Raw genomic sequence first — 15,493 nt, 5'->3', positions numbered from 1 at the left:
GGCGACCTGGTCGCCGACCGGTCTGGCCGCCGGGACCGTGCCGGCGCCGCGCGCAGGCGGGGATCCGACGACCCCGCCCATCGCCGCACGGCCGGAGCCGGCGCCGAGCACGGCCGCGCACGACGGCTACGACGATGATGACGACGACGACGAGGAGCGGCCGCGCCACCCGTACACCTGGCTGCACCTCATCGTGCTCGCGCTGGTGGCGTTCGTGCTCGGCTTCCTCATCGTCCTGCTCCTGAGCCAGCGCGAGAGCGCGGCCGGGAGCAGCGCCGCGTCCGCCGCAATGCCCAGCGCGTCCGCCGCGACCCACCAGACGCACGTCCTGACCGGCCTCCCGGCCGGTCCTGCCTGACCAACACCGAGGAGACCCGTGGCTGCGACCGAACGAGCGATCGAGCTGGCCGTGGCGGCCGCTCGTGCCGCCTCCGACATCAAGGCCGAGGAGATCATCGCGCTCGACGTCAGCGAGCAGCTCGTGCTCACCGACGTCTTCCTCATCGCCTCCGGCAGCAACGAACGGCAGGTCGGCGCGATCGTCGACGCCGTCGAGGAGGCGCTGTTCAAGCTCGGCGCCAAGCCGATCCGTCGCGAGGGCAAGGGCGCCGGGCGCTGGGTGCTCGTCGACTTCGGCGACGTGGTCGTGCACGTGCAGCACGCGGAGGACCGGGTGTACTACGCCCTCGAGCGGCTGTGGAAGGACTGCCCGGTGATCGATCTCCCCGCTGACGCGCGGGGGACCGACGAGGGCATCGACGCGTGACGGCGGGTCGCCTGCTCCTGGTCCGGCACGGGCGCACGGCCTACAACTCCCAGGCGCGGCTGCAGGGCCAGGTCGACATCCCGCTCGACGACGTCGGCCGCTGGCAGGCACGCACGGCCGCAGCCCGGCTGCTGACCCGGCACGAGCCGACCGTCATCGTCACCTCCGACCTGAGCCGCGCGCACGAGACCGCGAGCTTCCTGGGGCGCGCGGCAGGACTCGACCTCGTCGTGGACCCCCGACTGCGGGAGCGCGCGTTCGGCCTCTGGGAGGGCCTCACGGGCGACGACCTGAAGCGGGACTGGGCCGACGAGTTCGCCGTCTGGCGCGCCGGTGGCCAGCCCGAGGGCGTCGGCGCCGAGACGCGCTCGGAGGTGGCGAAGCGCGTCCGCGAGGGGATCCTCGAGCACGCCGCCGCGCTCGGTCAGGACGACACGCTCGTCGTCGTCTCGCACGGCTCCGCCATCAGCTGCGCGGTCGGCGACCTGCTCGGCATGCCGACCGACTGGCACGGCTTCGCCGGCATGCTCAACGTCCACTGGACCGAGCTCATCGCCACCCGCGGCGACTTCGCGCCCGCGTGGCGGATGGTCGGCTACAACCTCGGGCCCACCGACGCGTCGAGCGACTGGAACGCCGGACCCGACACGGCGCACGACTCGGACGCCGACGCCGGGACCCGGGACCCCGATTAGCGTTTGGGCCCGCGTTCGTTCTAAACTCTCCGAGCGCCTACGGGCGTGAGTGGTCTCCCTCGGGAGGCTGCGGGGCTGTGGCGCAGCTGGTAGCGCACCTGCATGGCATGCAGGGGGTCAGGGGTTCGAATCCCCTCAGCTCCACCGAAAGTGCTGGTCAGAGGCCACGCCGGGATCCTGAACCTAGGAGCCTGACGTGGCCATCGGCCATTTATTAGCCACTCATCGGTCGCGACTCGGCCCCGCACGGGACAGTCTCGGACGCTCTCGCGCGTGTTGGGCCGGGCGCCGCAGACCTGCTGGCATGGAGACCACCGTGCTGTCGGCCACGGAGCCGGCGATGACCCTGTCCGAGCTCGACGCCTGCCTGTCGGTGAGCAACCAGGCCCAGTACGACCTGCGCTCCCAAGGGCACGGACCGCGCGGCTTCCGGGTCGGACGCCAGCTGCGGTTCCGGATGAGCGAGGTCGAAGCCTGGCTGGCTCGCATGGAAACCGCCGACGGCGAACGCCACCGCCCGCGAGGCGGCACGTGAGCCGCGGGCGCCCGCGCACCGCGATCGGCACCTTCGGCGATATCGCGGTGGCCAATCTGGTCGGGCGCTACCGTCCCGCAGCGACATACCAGGAGAGGCACGCGAGCTCCGTCCACGTCGTGGTCCGGATCCGCGCCCTTCTTCAGGTTGCAACTCCGTTTGATCCTCGGCACCCGGTCGAGCACGGCGTGGGACGGGTACCCGGGCGCCGGCGGCGGGGTTGACGGGGCGGCGTCGCCCGCCGCCCACGTCGTCGGGTCGCGGCGACGGACAGGAGAGCGCACGATCGTCACTCGGGTGCAGAACGGTCGCCGGGGAAGCACGAGCAGGAGGAACGACGTGCGCGCACTCACCTGGCAGGGACGCGAGGACGTCCGGGTCGAGACCGTCCCGGATCCGCGTATCGAGGAACCGACCGACGCGATCGTCCGCGTGACGTCGACCGCGATCTGCGGCTCCGACCTGCATCTCTACAGCGTGCTGGGGATGTATCTGGACAAGGGCGATGTCCTCGGTCACGAGGCAATGGGCGTGGTCGAGGAGGTCGGCCCGGGCGCGACGCGGCTCAAGCCCGGCGACCGGGTGGTCGTGCCGTTCGGGATCGCGTGCGGGACGTGCTGGATGTGTACCCACGGGCTGATGTCCCAGTGCGAGACGACCCAGGTCCGTGACCAGGGCAAGGGTGCCGCGCTCTTCGGGTACACCAAGCTCTACGGACAGGTCCCGGGCGGGCAGGCGCAGTACCTCCGGGTCCCGCAGGCTCACTACGGTCCCGTGGTGGTGCCGGACGACGGGTCACCGGACGAGCGGTACCTGTACCTGTCGGACGTCCTGCCGACAGCGTGGCAAGCCGTCGAGTACGCCCAGGTCCCGTCCGGTGGCAGCGTGGTCGTCGTGGGGCTGGGGCCGATCGGGCAGATGTCGGCGCGCATAGCGGCGTACCGCGGAGCCGGGCGGGTGATCGGCCTGGACCTCGTGCCGGAGCGGTTGGCGATGGCGCGCCGGCACGGCATCGAGGTGATCGACGTCGCGGCTGTGGACGACCTCCTGGTGGCGGTCCACGACCTGACCGATGGCCGGGGCGCCGACGCCACGATCGACGCTGTCGGTATGGAGGCCCACGGGTCGCCGGCGGCGTCGGGAGCCCAGAAGCTCGCCGGACTGATGCCCGACGTCCTCGCGCGCCCTGTCATCGAGAAAGCCGGCATCGACCGGCTCGCGGCCCTGCAGACCGCCATCCGGCTCGCCCGGCGCGGCGGCACGGTGTCGATCTCCGGCGTCTACGGCGGCGCGGTGGACCCGATGCCGATGATGGATCTGTTCGACCGCCAGCTGACCCTGCGAATGGGCCAGGCGAACGTGCGCCGGTGGGTCGACGACCTCCTGCCGCTGGTGTCCGCGGACGACGACCCGCTCGGCGTGCTCGACCTGCGCACGCACCGCCTCCCGCTCGAGCAGGCCCCCGAGGCATACGCGATGTTCCAGGCCAAGGAGGACGGCTGCATCAAGGTCGTCCTGGACCCCGCGGCACCGGCGCGCTGATGGCCACGGTCACCAGGGCGATGAGCTGCGCCCCGCAGGCGGTGCTCGACGTGCTCGCCGACGGGTGGACCTACGCCACGTGGGTTGTCGGGACGTCGCGCCTGCGCTCCGTCGACCCCGGCTTCCCGGCGCCGGGGTCCTCGATCGCCCACTCCTTCGGGGTGTGGCCGGCCGTGATCGACGACGAGACGATCGTGCTGGCGTGGCGTCCGGACCGCGGCATCGAGCTGCGGGCCCGAGGCTGGCCGGCGGGAGAGGCGCGGGTGCGCATCGACGTGCTCGCGCACGGCGGTGGGAGTTCGGTGCGGATCGTCGAGGACGCCGTCCGCGGTCCCGGCCTGCTCGTTCCGAAGCCGTTGCGCACCGCGCTTCTCGTCCCGCGCAACACGGAGACCCTCCGGCGGCTGGCGGATCTGGCCGAGGGCCGATCGGTGGACGCGTGAGGGCGTCGCCCGACGACCGCGTCGTCGTCCTCGTCGGCGCGTCCAGCGGCATCGGCCGGGCGACGGCGCACCGCCTGGCCCGGCGTGGCGACGCGCTCGTGCTGGCGTCGCGCTCGAGGGCCGTCCTGGAGACGGTCGCGCGGGAGTGCGCCGATGTCGCCCCGCAGGGATGGCCGGGCGCCCTCGTCGTGCCGACCGACGTGGTGGACCGCGACGCCGTGGCGGCGCTCCTGCGGAGTCTCGACCCGACCGCCGGCAGCCTCGAGACGTCGCACGAGGGCTCCGGACAACGCTTCCGCGCCGCCCTGCGGCACCGGGAAGCCGACGTCCTGCCCGAGCATGGCCAACAGCCAGCCGAAGACGCCGCTCCCGGCCGCGTCCGGGGGCACGTCCGCGTGCATCGCGTTGCCAGCCAGGAGCAACCCGCCGCCCTCGCCGCGGAAGTTCTCGTCGGCGAGCCGTCGTACGGGAAGGACGCCGATGCGGGCCAGGTCGAGAGCCCCCGAGACGCCGGTCCGGTAAAGGGAGCCGTGCAAGCGAGACGAGCGGCGGCAGGGGCGTGAAGAGGGCGTCGAGCAGCGGGTCCCGGATCGCGCGCCAGGCCTCAACCATGCGCAGCCACGCGTCGCCGTCACCGGGCGCGAACTGCTCCAGCCCCGCGGCGGTGTCCTCGGCTCGGCGGTGCAGGACCGCGGCCCGACCATCGTCGAGCGCGTGCGCCAGCACGGTCGGGGCGTGCACCCAGTGCAGGCCGTGGTCGGCGAGGTCGAGCCCCGTGATGACCGGGGACGCGGCGGCGAGAGGGTAGAAGGCGCTGAACAGGTCCGTGCGGAAGCCGGGCGTGATCACCTCCGCGGTACGGACGGCGCCGCCCGGCGCCCCCTGCTCCTCGAGGACCAGGACGTCCCATCCGGCGTCGACGAACGCGTTCGCGGCGACAAGTCCGTTCGGCCCGGCGCCGATGACCACGGCGTCGACGGTGGTGACCTCCATGTCATCAGGCTTGAGGAGCGCGCTGGACAAAGGCCATGTGGCCGCCGAGGTAGCCGCTCGAGCCGACCGCCCCGCCCGCGGCGAGGGACACCACCACGGCGAGCCGTCGACGCCCGCGGCGCCGCAGGAGCCACGACGTCGAGTAGAGGGTCAGCGCGACGCCGTTGAGCAAGGCGTGCGCCGCGCCGACGCGCTGGACGCGCTGTCTCGACGACGACCAGTCGACCAAGCCCGTCAGGGCTGCCGGCGCCGCGGCGAGGACGCCCAGACCGAGCAGGCGGTCCGAGGCCGCGCGCGACGACTCGTGGCCGACCAGGTCGAGCACCGTGCTGCTCGTCCACAACCCGATCGGGATGTCCGTGAGGACGGGGTGGACGGCGTGGCCGAACGGGATGCCTGCGAGCACGCCCCGGATGCGGGGGAGCGAGTCGAGCGGCTTCGCCAGCGCGCGCAGTGTCTGGGCCGGCCGGTCCAGGGCGGGACTCGTCTCGAGCCCGGTGGCGATCCTGCGCGGCAGTGCGTTCTGAGCAGATGACTGGGACACCATCGACGCTCCTCGACGTGCGGAGGGCGGCGTACTTCTTCACCACCGCGAGCATCGCAGCGACGGGCCTGGTGCGCAGGACGAGAGCTCGGCGGCCCGAAGCGAGCCCGGACTCCTTGCCGACCGCCACGTCATCGTCGGTGGCGGGGGCATGTCAGGCTCGGGGTCCGTGCCGCTCATCGTTCCGAGATGGAGATCGAGATCGAGGTCGAGGTCGTACCGGCCCCGGCCAGCCGGCGGAGCCCGCCTTACCCGCAAGCAGCCGCGAATTCTTCTACATCGGGTAGCTGTGCCACGGCGTAGGTTGCGTGGGATGGGCGAGCTGCCCCCTGTTCTCGACGTCCGGCCTGGCCGGCTGCTCGCTCGCGGACGGGAAGCAACGGTCCACGAGTCCGGCGTCGGGACGGTTCTGCGGCGGTACGACGACGGCCGCGATGTGACCCTCGAGGTCACGGTGATGCAGCACGTCGCGCGGCACGGGGTTCGGGTACCGGCCGTCCACGGCGTGCAGCTCGATGCCGACGGGCGTCCCGTCGCGATGGTGCTCGACCGTATCGACGGCCTGACCCTCGTCGAGGCGGGCGTGCGAGGGATGATCGGTGCTGTCGACGTGGGCCGGACACTCGCCCGACTGCACAGAGAGCTGCACGGGGTCCCGCTCGCGGGTCTCCCGCGGTTGGCGGAGCCACCTGTCCGGGAGCCCGGTCACGTCGTCGTGCACCTCGACCTGCACCCCGCCAACGTGCTGCTCGCCGACGACGGACCCGTGCTGATCGACTGGGCCATAGCCCGCACGGGGCCGGCGACTCTGGACACCGCCATGACGGCGATGACGCTCGCAGCCGCCGCCGTCGGCGGGGTGCCGCGCGACGCCGGCGACGTCACCACGCTCGACATCCCGGCGGGGTTTGTGTCGGCCGCGCTGGACGCCTACCTCTCTGGGCTGACCGAGTCGCCCGCGGCAGCGCTGGACCAGGCCGCGTCGGTGCTCCACCTCGTGGGCGCCCAACCGCCGAACGTGGTGCGCGCGGCCCTCGCGCTCGTGCGGGACGCGCTCAGTGGGTAGCGGCTCTTCGCTCTAGCCGCACAGCGCCCGGCGGATCACGATGCCGCACGAGCGCGGCGTGCGCCGCGCATGGAGCAGCGCCCAGGTTGAAGCACCAGGATCAGAAGCCGGACCTACCGGCATGAGCCCAGCGCGCGCCGTCGGGCCGGATTGCCCACCATAGGGCGATGACGACCAAGGACCGTCCCGATACCGACCACCGTCCACCCGCCGGAGTCAGCGACGCCGTCGTCGGCGCTGTCGGCGGGGTGACCGCCGCTTTCGAGGTGATCGAGCACGCACGCGGCATGCTCTACGCCTTCCACCGTCTCGTCGGCCGCGCCGACGCCGAGCTCGCCGAGGCCCTCGACCGGCTCGCCGAGGCCGGGCACCAGGACCTTGCCGAGGAGCTGCGCACCGAGGTCGTCGGCCGCAACGTGCTCGACGGGCGCTGGACGTTCCAGATGGTTGAGGAGTTCGATGACGGGTACTACCGGACCTTCGCTGACGCCGAGCGCCGCCTTCGCGACCGGCTCCTGGACGGGCGCCGGCATGTGTACGAGTCGCAGCTCAAGGAGCGCAACCGCACGCATGGCCGCGCCGGCCACGAGGCCCGGCCGAACGCCTGAGCCGCGCGACAGGTGGTCGGGCGCGGTCGCGGTGAAGTCCCGCTCGACGAGGTCCGGACGGCTGTCCGGACCGGTGCTGCTGATCGTGGTCCGCGGACCTTCGGCCTGGTGATCCCGCGCAACCAGGCGTCACGGCCTGTGCTCAAAGGCCGGGCGCCCTCGGCCCAGGGCGGTGCCCCAGGTGACGGGATCGGCGGCGACGACGAGCATGGCCTGGCCCCGTCGACCATCTGACGACCGCGCAGACGGTAGACGCCGAGGTCCACGTAGACAACGACGGCAACGGCTTCGAGAAGCCCACTCCTCCGCTCAGGCGGGTCGACGTGGTCCTGCACGGCAGCAAGGACTTCCGCGAGGGGCGTGCAGGCGTTCCGCGACGGCCAACCCCCGGTGTGGACCGGGCGCTGACCGTCACGATCCGTCCGTCGGCTGCTGGCACGGCGTGGGCTGTTTTGCGCTCGGAGCGGTGCGGATCGGCCTAGCCTGCGGGGGATGGTCGCCACGGAGGGAGTTTGCAGGTGTCGGACAGCACGCTCCAGGCCCTCGGTGGCGGCGCCAAGCCGGCCGCGCAGTTCGGTCACGACGCCCTGGTCGCCTGCGACAACCTGGTGCGCATCTTCCAGTCGGGCAGCGTCGAGGTGCAGGCCCTCCAAGGCCTGGACCTGCTGGTCGACGAGGGCGAGATGGTCGCGGTTGTCGGAGCGAGCGGCTCAGGCAAGTCGACGCTCCTCGCGGTGCTCTCCGGGATGGACGCACCGACGGCGGGTCGGGTGCGCGTCGGTCGCTGGGACCTCATGGCGATGCACGCGAAGGAGCGGGTCGCGTACCGGCGCCAGATGGTCGGGTTCGTGTGGCAGCAGACGTCCCGCAACCTGCTGCCGTACCTGACGGCCCGGCAGAACGTCGCACTGCCGATGAGGGGGCCACGCCGGCAGCGGGCGGCGCGTGCGGGCGAGCTGCTCGACCTGGTGGGTGTCGGGCACGTCGCCGACCGGCAGCCGCAGCAGATGTCAGGCGGTGAGCAGCAGCGCGTCGCGATCGCGACTGCGCTGGCCAACGAGCCGCAGCTGCTGCTGGCCGACGAGCCGACGGGCGAGCTCGACACCGCCACGGCCCGGGAGGTGTTCGACGCGCTGCGCACGGCGAACCGGGAGTCCGGCACCACGGTCGTCGTGGTCACGCACGACCCGGCCGTCAGCGGGCTCGTGGAGCGCACCGTCGCGATCCGGGACGGACGCACCAGCAGCGAGGTGCTCCGGCGGGACGCCGGCGGCGACGTCACGCACGAGGAGTACGCGGTCATGGACCGGGCGGGGCGGCTGCAGGTGCCGCGGGAGTACCGCGAGGCGCTCGCGATGACCCGGCGCGTGCGCCTCGCGCTCGAGGCCGACCACCTGGGCGTCTGGCCCGACGGCAGCCAGCGGTGAGCGCCGGCAGCGGCGCAGCGGTGCACGTCCGGGACGTGCACCGCACCTTCGGCAGCGGTCCGTCCGCGGTGCACGCCCTGCGCGGCGTCGACCTCGACCTGGCACCTGGTGAGCTGGTCGCGCTCGTCGGGCGGTCTGGGTCGGGCAAGACGACGCTGCTCAACGTCGTCGGCGGGCTCGACCGCCCGGACGCGGGCAGCGTGCTGGTCGACGGCGTCGACGTGGCCGCGCTCAGCGACGACGAGCAGGCCATCCTGCGGCGGGACAAGGTCGCGTTCGTGTTCCAGACGTTCGGTCTGATGCCCGTCCTGACCGCGGCCGAGAACATCGGCGTGCCGATGCGGCTGCGAGAGGCACCCGTGGCCGAGCGGGAACGCCGCGTCGAGATGCTCCTCGAGCTCGTCGGGCTGACCCCGCACGCGCTCCAGCGGCCCGACGAGCTGTCCGGTGGCCAGCAGCAGCGGGTCGCCATCGCGCGGGCGCTGGCCGGGTCCCCTCGGCTGCTGGTCGCCGACGAGCCCACCGGGCAGCTCGACAGCGAGACCGGTCTGGCCGTGATGGCGTTGATCCGCGGCGTCGTCGAGGCGGAGGGGATGACGGCACTGGTCGCCACGCACGACCCGGTGATGATCGCGCTCGCGGACCGCGCGGTGCGCGTGGTGGACGGCCGGCTGGTAGGGACTGTCGAGCGTGGCTGAGCTCGTCTGGCGACGGGCCCGCGCCCAGGTCGCCGTGCTGGTGGCGGTGCTGGCGGTCATGGTCGCCGGCGCGTCGCTCGTCGGGGCGTGCGTGCTGCTGCTGACGGCCTCCCCGCAGCGGGCGCTGCAGCTGGCGATCGTCGACACCCCGGTCGCGGACGTCGAGGTCGGCGTCGCGCTCGGCTTCCCGGAAGAACCCGACGACCCGGACGAGAGCGAGCGCGTCGCGGCGACCGCACAGGATGCCTCCGGGGCCGTCGCCGAGGCGTCGGCGATGCTCACCGCCCCGTTCGGGGATCTCCCGACGGCCACGACCACGTGGACCTCCACCGTCATGCGGTACCTGCCGGCCGACGGACGCCTCCTGAGCCTGGCGTACCTCGCCGAGCTCGACGACCGCGACGCCCGCGGGACGCTCGTCGCGGGGCGGTGGCCCGACGCGCCGGGCGAGGCTGCGCTGCCCACGTCGGCCGCGCGGGCGCTCGGTCTCGACGTCGGGAGCGGGACCACCCTCGCCGCGGCCCCGGGCGGCAGCGGCGCCGGGCTGACGGTCGTCGGGACGTTCGTGCCGCGACCCGGCGTGGCGTGGGAGGAGGACCCGCTGCAGGGAACCGGCGTGAGCCCGAACTACCGCGGGTACATCACCGCCTACGGACCGTTCGTCGTCGGAGCCGGCGAGGTCGCTGCGAGCGGCGTCCCGCTGCGTCGGGTCACGCTGCGGGTGCAGCCCGACCTGACGGACGCGACCTCGGCCGACCTCACCCGGGCCGGTGCGGGGGTCGATGCATTGGACGGGGAGCTGGCCAGCGCGCTCGGTGACCGCACGCAGAACCTCGTGGTGGACCTGCCGTTCGCGCGCACGATGCACGACGCGCGGGACCAGCGCGGGGTGACCGGCTCGGGCGTGCTCGCCGTGGCGCTGCTGGGCGGCGCGCTGGCAGCGACCACGGTGGTGCTGGCGGCTCGGCTGGTCGCCGGGCGGCGCGCGGCCGAGGCGGCGCTGCTCACCGCGCGCGGGACGGGGCGCGCGCGCCTGGTCGGCCAGGCCGCCGTCGAGGCGGGCGCCCTCGCGTTCTTGGCGATCCTCCCCGCGACGGCGCTGGCCCTCGCGCTGTACGAGGTGCTGGCAGGCGCCGTCGGCCTGGATCCCGAGGCCGTCCCCGAGGGCGGTCTACTCCCGCTCGTCGTGAGCGTCGCTGTCGTCACGGTCGTGCTCGGCGGTCTGCTCGTGCTGCCCTGGCTGCGCACGGGGACGTCGCGAGGCACCCGCGAGGACCGGGTGGGCGTGGTGGCCCGCTCCGGCGCGGACCTGCTGCTGCTCGCTCTGGCGGGGCTCGCCTACCTGCAGCTGCGCGCCCACCTCGTGACGGGCGGCGCCACGGTGGACCCGGTGCTCGTCGTCGCGCCGGCGCTGTGCCTGACAGCGGGCGCGGCCCTCGTCTTGCGCCCGCTCCCGCTGCTCGCCCGGAGCGCCGAGGCGCGCGCGGCGTCGTCGCGCTCGCTGACCTTGCCGCTCGCCGCCTGGGGGGTGGCGCGTCGCCCGCAGGGTGCCGCCGCGGCGTTCCTCGTGGTGCTGGCGATGGCGTGCGCGACGTTCGGCATCGGCTTCGCTGCGACGTGGGCGCAGTCCCAGCGCGACCAGGCCGCCGCCACGGTCGGCACGGACCTGTCGGTGCCCGCGCAGCTGGACGCCCTCGGCGCGGGCTCGGCGTTACGGGCGGCCACGAACGGTCGAGTCAGCCCGGTCACGAGCCGGCCCGTGACGCTCGGCTCGCGGGCGCAGGGCGGCGACGCGGCCGTGCAGCTCGTCGCGGTCGACACGCGCGACGCCGACGGGCTGCTGCGCGGCCGGCTGCCGTCCGGTGGCTGGGCAGACGTCACGGCGGGCCTGGCACCGGCGGGTCCTGTCGGGGGCATCAAGCTGTCCGGCACGAGCGCCCCGCTGGTGGTGACGGGTCAGGTCGCGGACGAGATCCCGATGACGGGCACGCTCAGCCTCGTGGTGCAGGACGGCGACGGTGGGCGCGCCGCGCTGCCCGCGGGAGAGGTTCCGCTGGACGGCGTCCCGCACGACCTCGCCGTGGTCGTACCGCCCGACGTCCGGGTCGTGGCCGTGGACACCCGGCTCTCGGCAGCAGGCGACTCCGACGACCCCGACCTGCCGAGCCAGGCCGCGTTCGTCCTCGACGTGACGCTCCCCGGCGCGACCCTGGCGCTCGGCGGCACGTGGTCCCCAGCGCGGCCGCCGGGCAGCGACTACGTCGTGGCAGCCCTCGACCGCATCGCGGCCACCGACGCGCCCGAGGGTGCGCACCTGACGCTCGACGGCACCGCCTACCTGCCGGGGCTGCTCTGGTCCGAGGGCACCCTGACGGCGCTCGCGTTCGAGCCCGTCGACGACGTTCCCGTGGTGGTCTCGGCACGGCTCGCGGACCAGCTGGGGCTCGCGGTCGGCGACGGCGTGGACGTCTCCCTCGGTCTGACCCCGGTGCGCGCGAAGGTCGACGGCATCGCCGCCTATATCCCCTCGCAACCCCGCGCGGCGGCGCTGCTGGCCGACGTGGACACGTTGTCCCGCGCCACGCTCAGCCAGGGGAACCTCGACACCGTGACCGACGCATGGTGGGTCGGCGGCACCGTGCCCGCGCACGCCGCCGCGACGCTCGAGGCCGAGGGGATCGGTCCGGTGACCGACCGCACCGCCGTCGCGCGCGAGAGCGAGGAAGGTCCCCTGCATGCGGCGCAGCGGGCCGCGGCCGCCCTGCTGGTGGTCGCCGCCGTCGTGCTCATGCTCGTCGGGACCGCGCTGCACACCACGACGTCTCTCGAGGCGCGCGAGGTCGACGTGGCCCGCCTGCGCGGCCTGGGCGCGTTGCGGCGCTCGGTGCTCAGGTCCGTGCTCGCCGAGCAGGCCGTGCTCATCGGGGTGCCGGTGCTCGCCGGCGCCCTCCTGGGCGCCCTCGCGTGCTGGACCATCGGCCCTCTCCTGACGGTCTCCGGCCAGGGACTGCGGCCCGTGCCGGCCGTGGCGGTGAGCTGGCCGTGGCAGGCGCAGGTGGCGACGGTCCTCCTGCTGCTCCTCGGGTGCGCCGCCGTGGTTGTCCCCCTGGCCGCCCGTGCAGTGCGTCGTTCGACGATCGCCCGGCTGCGGATGGAGCCGGGAGCATGAGGGCGGCCTGGCGACGGACCCGGGCCGACCTGTGGCCGCTGGCCGTCACCGTGCTCGTCGTGGCGCTCACGGTCGGTGTCACCGACGCGGTCACCCGGTTACTGAGCGACCGTGCCGACACCGCCGTCCGGGCCGCCGTGGCGGCCGCCGATCCGGCCGCCGACCTCGTGGTCACCAGCATGTACGGTGCCGGCGCGTCGGACCCGACGGTCGGTCCCGAGAACACCCGGGCGGGCGTCGACGATGCAGCGCGCGGGATCGAGAGCGCCCTGCCGCCGTCGCTTCAGCCCGTTCTGGGGCCTCCCCTCGCCGACGCGACCAGCGTCGATCTGACGGTCAGCACGCCCGGGCTGCCGACGGGAGGCGTCCTGTGGATGAGCTACCTGTGGGCGGGGCAGGAACCTTCCGTCCGCTGGCTCGCGGGGAGCGCGCCCGGCCGGCCGGGTCCGGACGGTGCCGTGCAGCTCGCGCTGTCCGACGAGGTGGCTGGAGTCCTCGGCGTCGGTGCCGGTGACACCTTCCAGTCCCAGATGGCCGACCGCACGGTCGTCCCCGTGCTCGTCACCGGCGTGTTCGAGGCGACGGACCCGACAGACCTCGTGTGGACTGCGCGGCCGGAGATCCTGCAGCCGCGGGTGGTGGGGCAGAGCAACGCGCCGACGACCGTCGTCGGTGGGCTGCTGTCCGCGGCGTCGCTGCCCGGAGCCCGCGCCGCGCTGGAGCCGGACGGGGTGACCCGCAGGTTCCGGTTCCTGGTGGAGCCCCAGGCGCTGGACTACGCGGGATCCGGCGCCCTGGCCACGCAGATCGCCGCGCTGGAGGCGTCGCCGGAGCTGGTGCTGGCTCCCGGGCCCGACGCGAGGGTCACGTCTCGGCTCGACCTCGTGCTCACGCAGGCACGTGCACGCGTGGCAGCGACGTGGTCGCAGGCCACGGTGGTGCTCGCCGGGCTGGGGTGGGGCACCGCGCTGGTGCTCCTGGTCGGGGCCGACCTCCTCGCGCGCCGCCGGGCAGCGGCACTCCGCACGGTGCGCGCCCGCGGAGCCTCCCTCCCCGGCATCGCCGCGGGGGCCGCCGCCGAGGCGGCGGTGGTCGTCGGCGTGGGGGCCGCGGTGGGCCTCGGGCTCGGCCAGCTCGCGGCGCCGGGCACGGTGTCGTGGCCCTGGGCCGTCGTCGTGGCGGTCGGCATCGTCGCGCCCCCCGCGTTCGCGACGGTGACGGCCGCGCGCTGCGACGCCCGCCGGGTCCCGACCGACCGGCACCACCGGCGCCTCGCGCAGCGCGTGCGCACGGTGCGGCGCATCTCGGTCGAGGCCGCGCTGCTCGTGCTCGCGGCCGCTGCCCTGGTCGCGCTGCGTCGACGGGGTGTCGTGTCGATCTCCGGCCCGGCGGACCTGGCGCTCGCGGCCGCGCCGGTGCTCGTCGCGGTGACCGGCGCGCTGCTGCTGTGGCGGGCGGTGCCGGTGCTGCTGAGCGGTGCGCTGGCCGTCGCCCGCAGGTCGCGCAAGGCGCCCCTGCTCCTGTCGGCCGCGCGCGCCGGCGCCACGGGGGCCGTGCTCCCGTTCGTCGCTCTCGTCGTGGTCACGACGCTCGTCGCGCTGTGCGGCGCGCTGGCCAGCACCGCGCGCGCCGGTCAGGCGGAGGGTTCGTGGGACACGGTGGGGGCCGATGTCGTAGTGCGCACAACGTTGCCCGCCGCGTCGCTGCAGGACGTGGCGGACAGACTGGCGGCCGCCGACGGCGTCGATGCCGTCGCCGTCGGCCGGGTGCAGGACCGCAGCGAGCTCTTCGACGTGCGGGGCGTCGACGCCGTGCGGGTGCTCGCGGTCGACCCGGGGCCTTACGGGGAGCTGCTCGCGAGCACGCCGTTCGGTACCTCTCGGGCGTTCGCGGTGCTGGCCGACGCCTCCGGCGCCGCCCTCGGACCGCTGCCCGCGCTCGTCCCCGAGCCCCTGCTGGGCACCCGGCCGTTGCTGCGCTGGGGCAACGTGACGATCGAGCTGCAGCCCGTGGGCGAGGTCCCCGCGCTCCCGACGCAGCTGGCCGACGGGACGCCGGCCGGTCCGACCGTCGTCGTGGACCGCGCGGCGCTGGCCGCCGTCGTCACTGCGCTCGCCGCCGCGCGAGCCGAGCGGACCGGCTCCGAGGGGGCGGCCGCGGAGCAGCAGGAGGTGGGTCCGGACACCGTGTGGGCGGTCGGCCCGGACGCCCCCGCACTGGCTCACGCGGCTGCGCCGGCGGTCCGGGCAGACGTGCTGACTCGCGCACAGTGGCTGACGGATCGCCGGTCCGACCCGCTCGCCGACGGGCTGCTGGCTCTGCTCGCCCTGGTCGCGGCGCTGTGCGCCGGGTACGCGACGATCATCGTGGTCATGGCCGCAGCGGCCTCCGCCCCGGGGCGCGCCACGTCGCTCGCCACGGCGCGGGTGCTCGGGCTGCGCCACCGGGACACGACGCGGGTCGCGGCCGGAGAGCTGCTGCCGTCGATCCTGGTGGCCGCGGCGGGAGGCGTCCTGCTCGGCATGGTCCTGGTCGGTGCGCTAGTGGCGCCGCTCGCGCTGCGGCTCGTCACGGGGCAGGCGGGTGATCCCGGGGTCGTGCTGCCGTGGTGGACGGTGGTGCCGGTCGTGCTCGTCGGCGCAGCCGTCCTGGTCGTGGTCGCCGTAGAGTCGTCCGCCCGCCGACGCGAGCGGCTGGGCCAGGTGCTGCGGGTGCGTTGAGCAGCATCGGCGGCGGTGCCTCCCTCGGTCACCGGTGAGCGCCTGCTGGCGAGCGTGCCTCGGTCCTGAACCGATGCTCCATGCCGTGGCGGTAGCCGATCGGGTGACTTGGCTCGGGTAAGGCGATCTGCAGCCGGTGGATGGTTGATGATGTGAACCGATTCAAGATCGCCGGCACGTTCTCCCTGCCGTGAGTCGCGTGACGTGATCCGATGTCGGCGAAGGAGCCATCGTTGTCTCACCAGACCGCTACCCCCTTCCGAAGCAGTGCGAGTGACCTCCTCTCC

At 74.2% G+C, this 15,493-nt stretch carries 14 protein-coding genes, 1 tRNA gene and 1 pseudogene; 14 read left to right on the top strand and 2 right to left on the bottom strand.

The window, feature by feature from the left end; translation table 11 throughout:
* The 8 genes from AC1DYZ_RS15070 to AC1DYZ_RS15035 all read left to right on the top strand — a co-directional run.
* Positions 1-358 (top strand): hypothetical protein (locus AC1DYZ_RS15070; protein ID WP_477066000.1); only part of this gene is annotated, 358 nt, incomplete at its 5' end.
* Positions 359-376: 18 nt separating this feature from the next.
* On the top strand, positions 377-766 hold the full coding sequence (rsfS, locus tag AC1DYZ_RS15065) for a ribosome silencing factor (RefSeq protein ID WP_477065999.1): 390 nt from the start codon (positions 377-379) through the stop codon (positions 764-766).
* Complete coding sequence (locus AC1DYZ_RS15060; RefSeq protein ID WP_477065998.1) at positions 763-1,461, top strand: histidine phosphatase family protein; 699 nt, start codon at positions 763-765, stop codon at positions 1,459-1,461. The genes rsfS and AC1DYZ_RS15060 overlap by 4 nt, the downstream gene beginning before the upstream one ends.
* Positions 1,462-1,532: 71 nt before the next feature.
* Positions 1,533-1,605 (top strand) — tRNA-Ala (locus tag AC1DYZ_RS15055).
* A gap of 160 nt (positions 1,606-1,765) precedes the next feature.
* Entirely contained in the window at positions 1,766-1,996 is a 231-nt protein-coding gene (locus AC1DYZ_RS15050) for a helix-turn-helix transcriptional regulator (protein WP_477065997.1), read from the top strand.
* Between the two features lie 339 nt (positions 1,997-2,335).
* Positions 2,336-3,538 carry a zinc-dependent alcohol dehydrogenase gene (locus AC1DYZ_RS15045; RefSeq protein WP_477065996.1) on the top strand — a complete coding sequence of 401 codons (1,203 nt, stop codon included), beginning with the start codon at positions 2,336-2,338 and terminating at the stop codon, positions 3,536-3,538.
* Positions 3,538-3,981, top strand: coding sequence for an SRPBCC family protein (locus tag AC1DYZ_RS15040; protein ID WP_477065995.1), 444 nt, complete (start codon positions 3,538-3,540; stop codon positions 3,979-3,981). The genes AC1DYZ_RS15045 and AC1DYZ_RS15040 overlap by 1 nt, the downstream gene beginning before the upstream one ends.
* Entirely contained in the window at positions 3,978-4,544 is a 567-nt protein-coding gene (locus AC1DYZ_RS15035; RefSeq protein ID WP_477065994.1) for an SDR family NAD(P)-dependent oxidoreductase, read from the top strand. Before AC1DYZ_RS15040 ends, AC1DYZ_RS15035 begins: the two co-directional genes overlap by 4 nt.
* Positions 4,545-4,860: 316 nt before the next feature.
* Here AC1DYZ_RS15035 and AC1DYZ_RS15030 read toward each other — a convergent pair.
* Positions 4,861-4,974, bottom strand: a pseudogene (locus AC1DYZ_RS15030) (NAD(P)-binding protein); the annotation flags it as partial.
* 4 nt (positions 4,975-4,978) lie between these two features.
* A complete protein-coding gene (locus AC1DYZ_RS15025) occupies positions 4,979-5,521 on the bottom strand; it encodes a DUF2231 domain-containing protein (protein ID WP_477065993.1) in 543 nt (180 codons plus the stop codon).
* A 310-nt stretch (positions 5,522-5,831) separates the two neighbouring features.
* Here AC1DYZ_RS15025 and AC1DYZ_RS15020 point away from each other — a divergent pair, with 310 nt between their 5' ends.
* From AC1DYZ_RS15020 to AC1DYZ_RS14995, 6 genes are all read left to right on the top strand, one after another.
* Complete coding sequence (locus AC1DYZ_RS15020; protein ID WP_477065992.1) at positions 5,832-6,584, top strand: phosphotransferase; 753 nt, start codon at positions 5,832-5,834, stop codon at positions 6,582-6,584.
* Between the two features lie 167 nt (positions 6,585-6,751).
* Positions 6,752-7,192 carry a hypothetical protein gene (locus AC1DYZ_RS15015; protein WP_477065991.1) on the top strand — a complete coding sequence of 147 codons (441 nt, stop codon included), beginning with the start codon at positions 6,752-6,754 and terminating at the stop codon, positions 7,190-7,192.
* A gap of 518 nt (positions 7,193-7,710) precedes the next feature.
* Positions 7,711-8,619: an ABC transporter ATP-binding protein gene (locus AC1DYZ_RS15010; protein WP_477065990.1), complete on the top strand. Its 909-nt coding sequence runs from the start codon at positions 7,711-7,713 to the stop codon at positions 8,617-8,619.
* A complete protein-coding gene (locus AC1DYZ_RS15005) occupies positions 8,616-9,317 on the top strand; it encodes an ABC transporter ATP-binding protein (RefSeq protein WP_477065989.1) in 702 nt (233 codons plus the stop codon). Before AC1DYZ_RS15010 ends, AC1DYZ_RS15005 begins: the two co-directional genes overlap by 4 nt.
* The gene (locus AC1DYZ_RS15000) at positions 9,310-12,486 is read left to right on the top strand and encodes a hypothetical protein (protein WP_477065988.1); all 3,177 of its coding nucleotides are present in this window, start codon (positions 9,310-9,312) and stop codon (positions 12,484-12,486) included. The genes AC1DYZ_RS15005 and AC1DYZ_RS15000 overlap by 8 nt, the downstream gene beginning before the upstream one ends.
* The gene (locus AC1DYZ_RS14995; RefSeq protein WP_477065987.1) at positions 12,483-15,206 is read left to right on the top strand and encodes an FtsX-like permease family protein; all 2,724 of its coding nucleotides are present in this window, start codon (positions 12,483-12,485) and stop codon (positions 15,204-15,206) included. The genes AC1DYZ_RS15000 and AC1DYZ_RS14995 overlap by 4 nt, the downstream gene beginning before the upstream one ends.
* Positions 15,207-15,493: the final 287 nt, after the last annotated feature.

The sequence above is a fragment of the Cellulomonas sp. P1_C4 genome (genome assembly GCF_056406355.1).
This window is presented reverse-complemented; position numbering and strand designations above follow the sequence as displayed.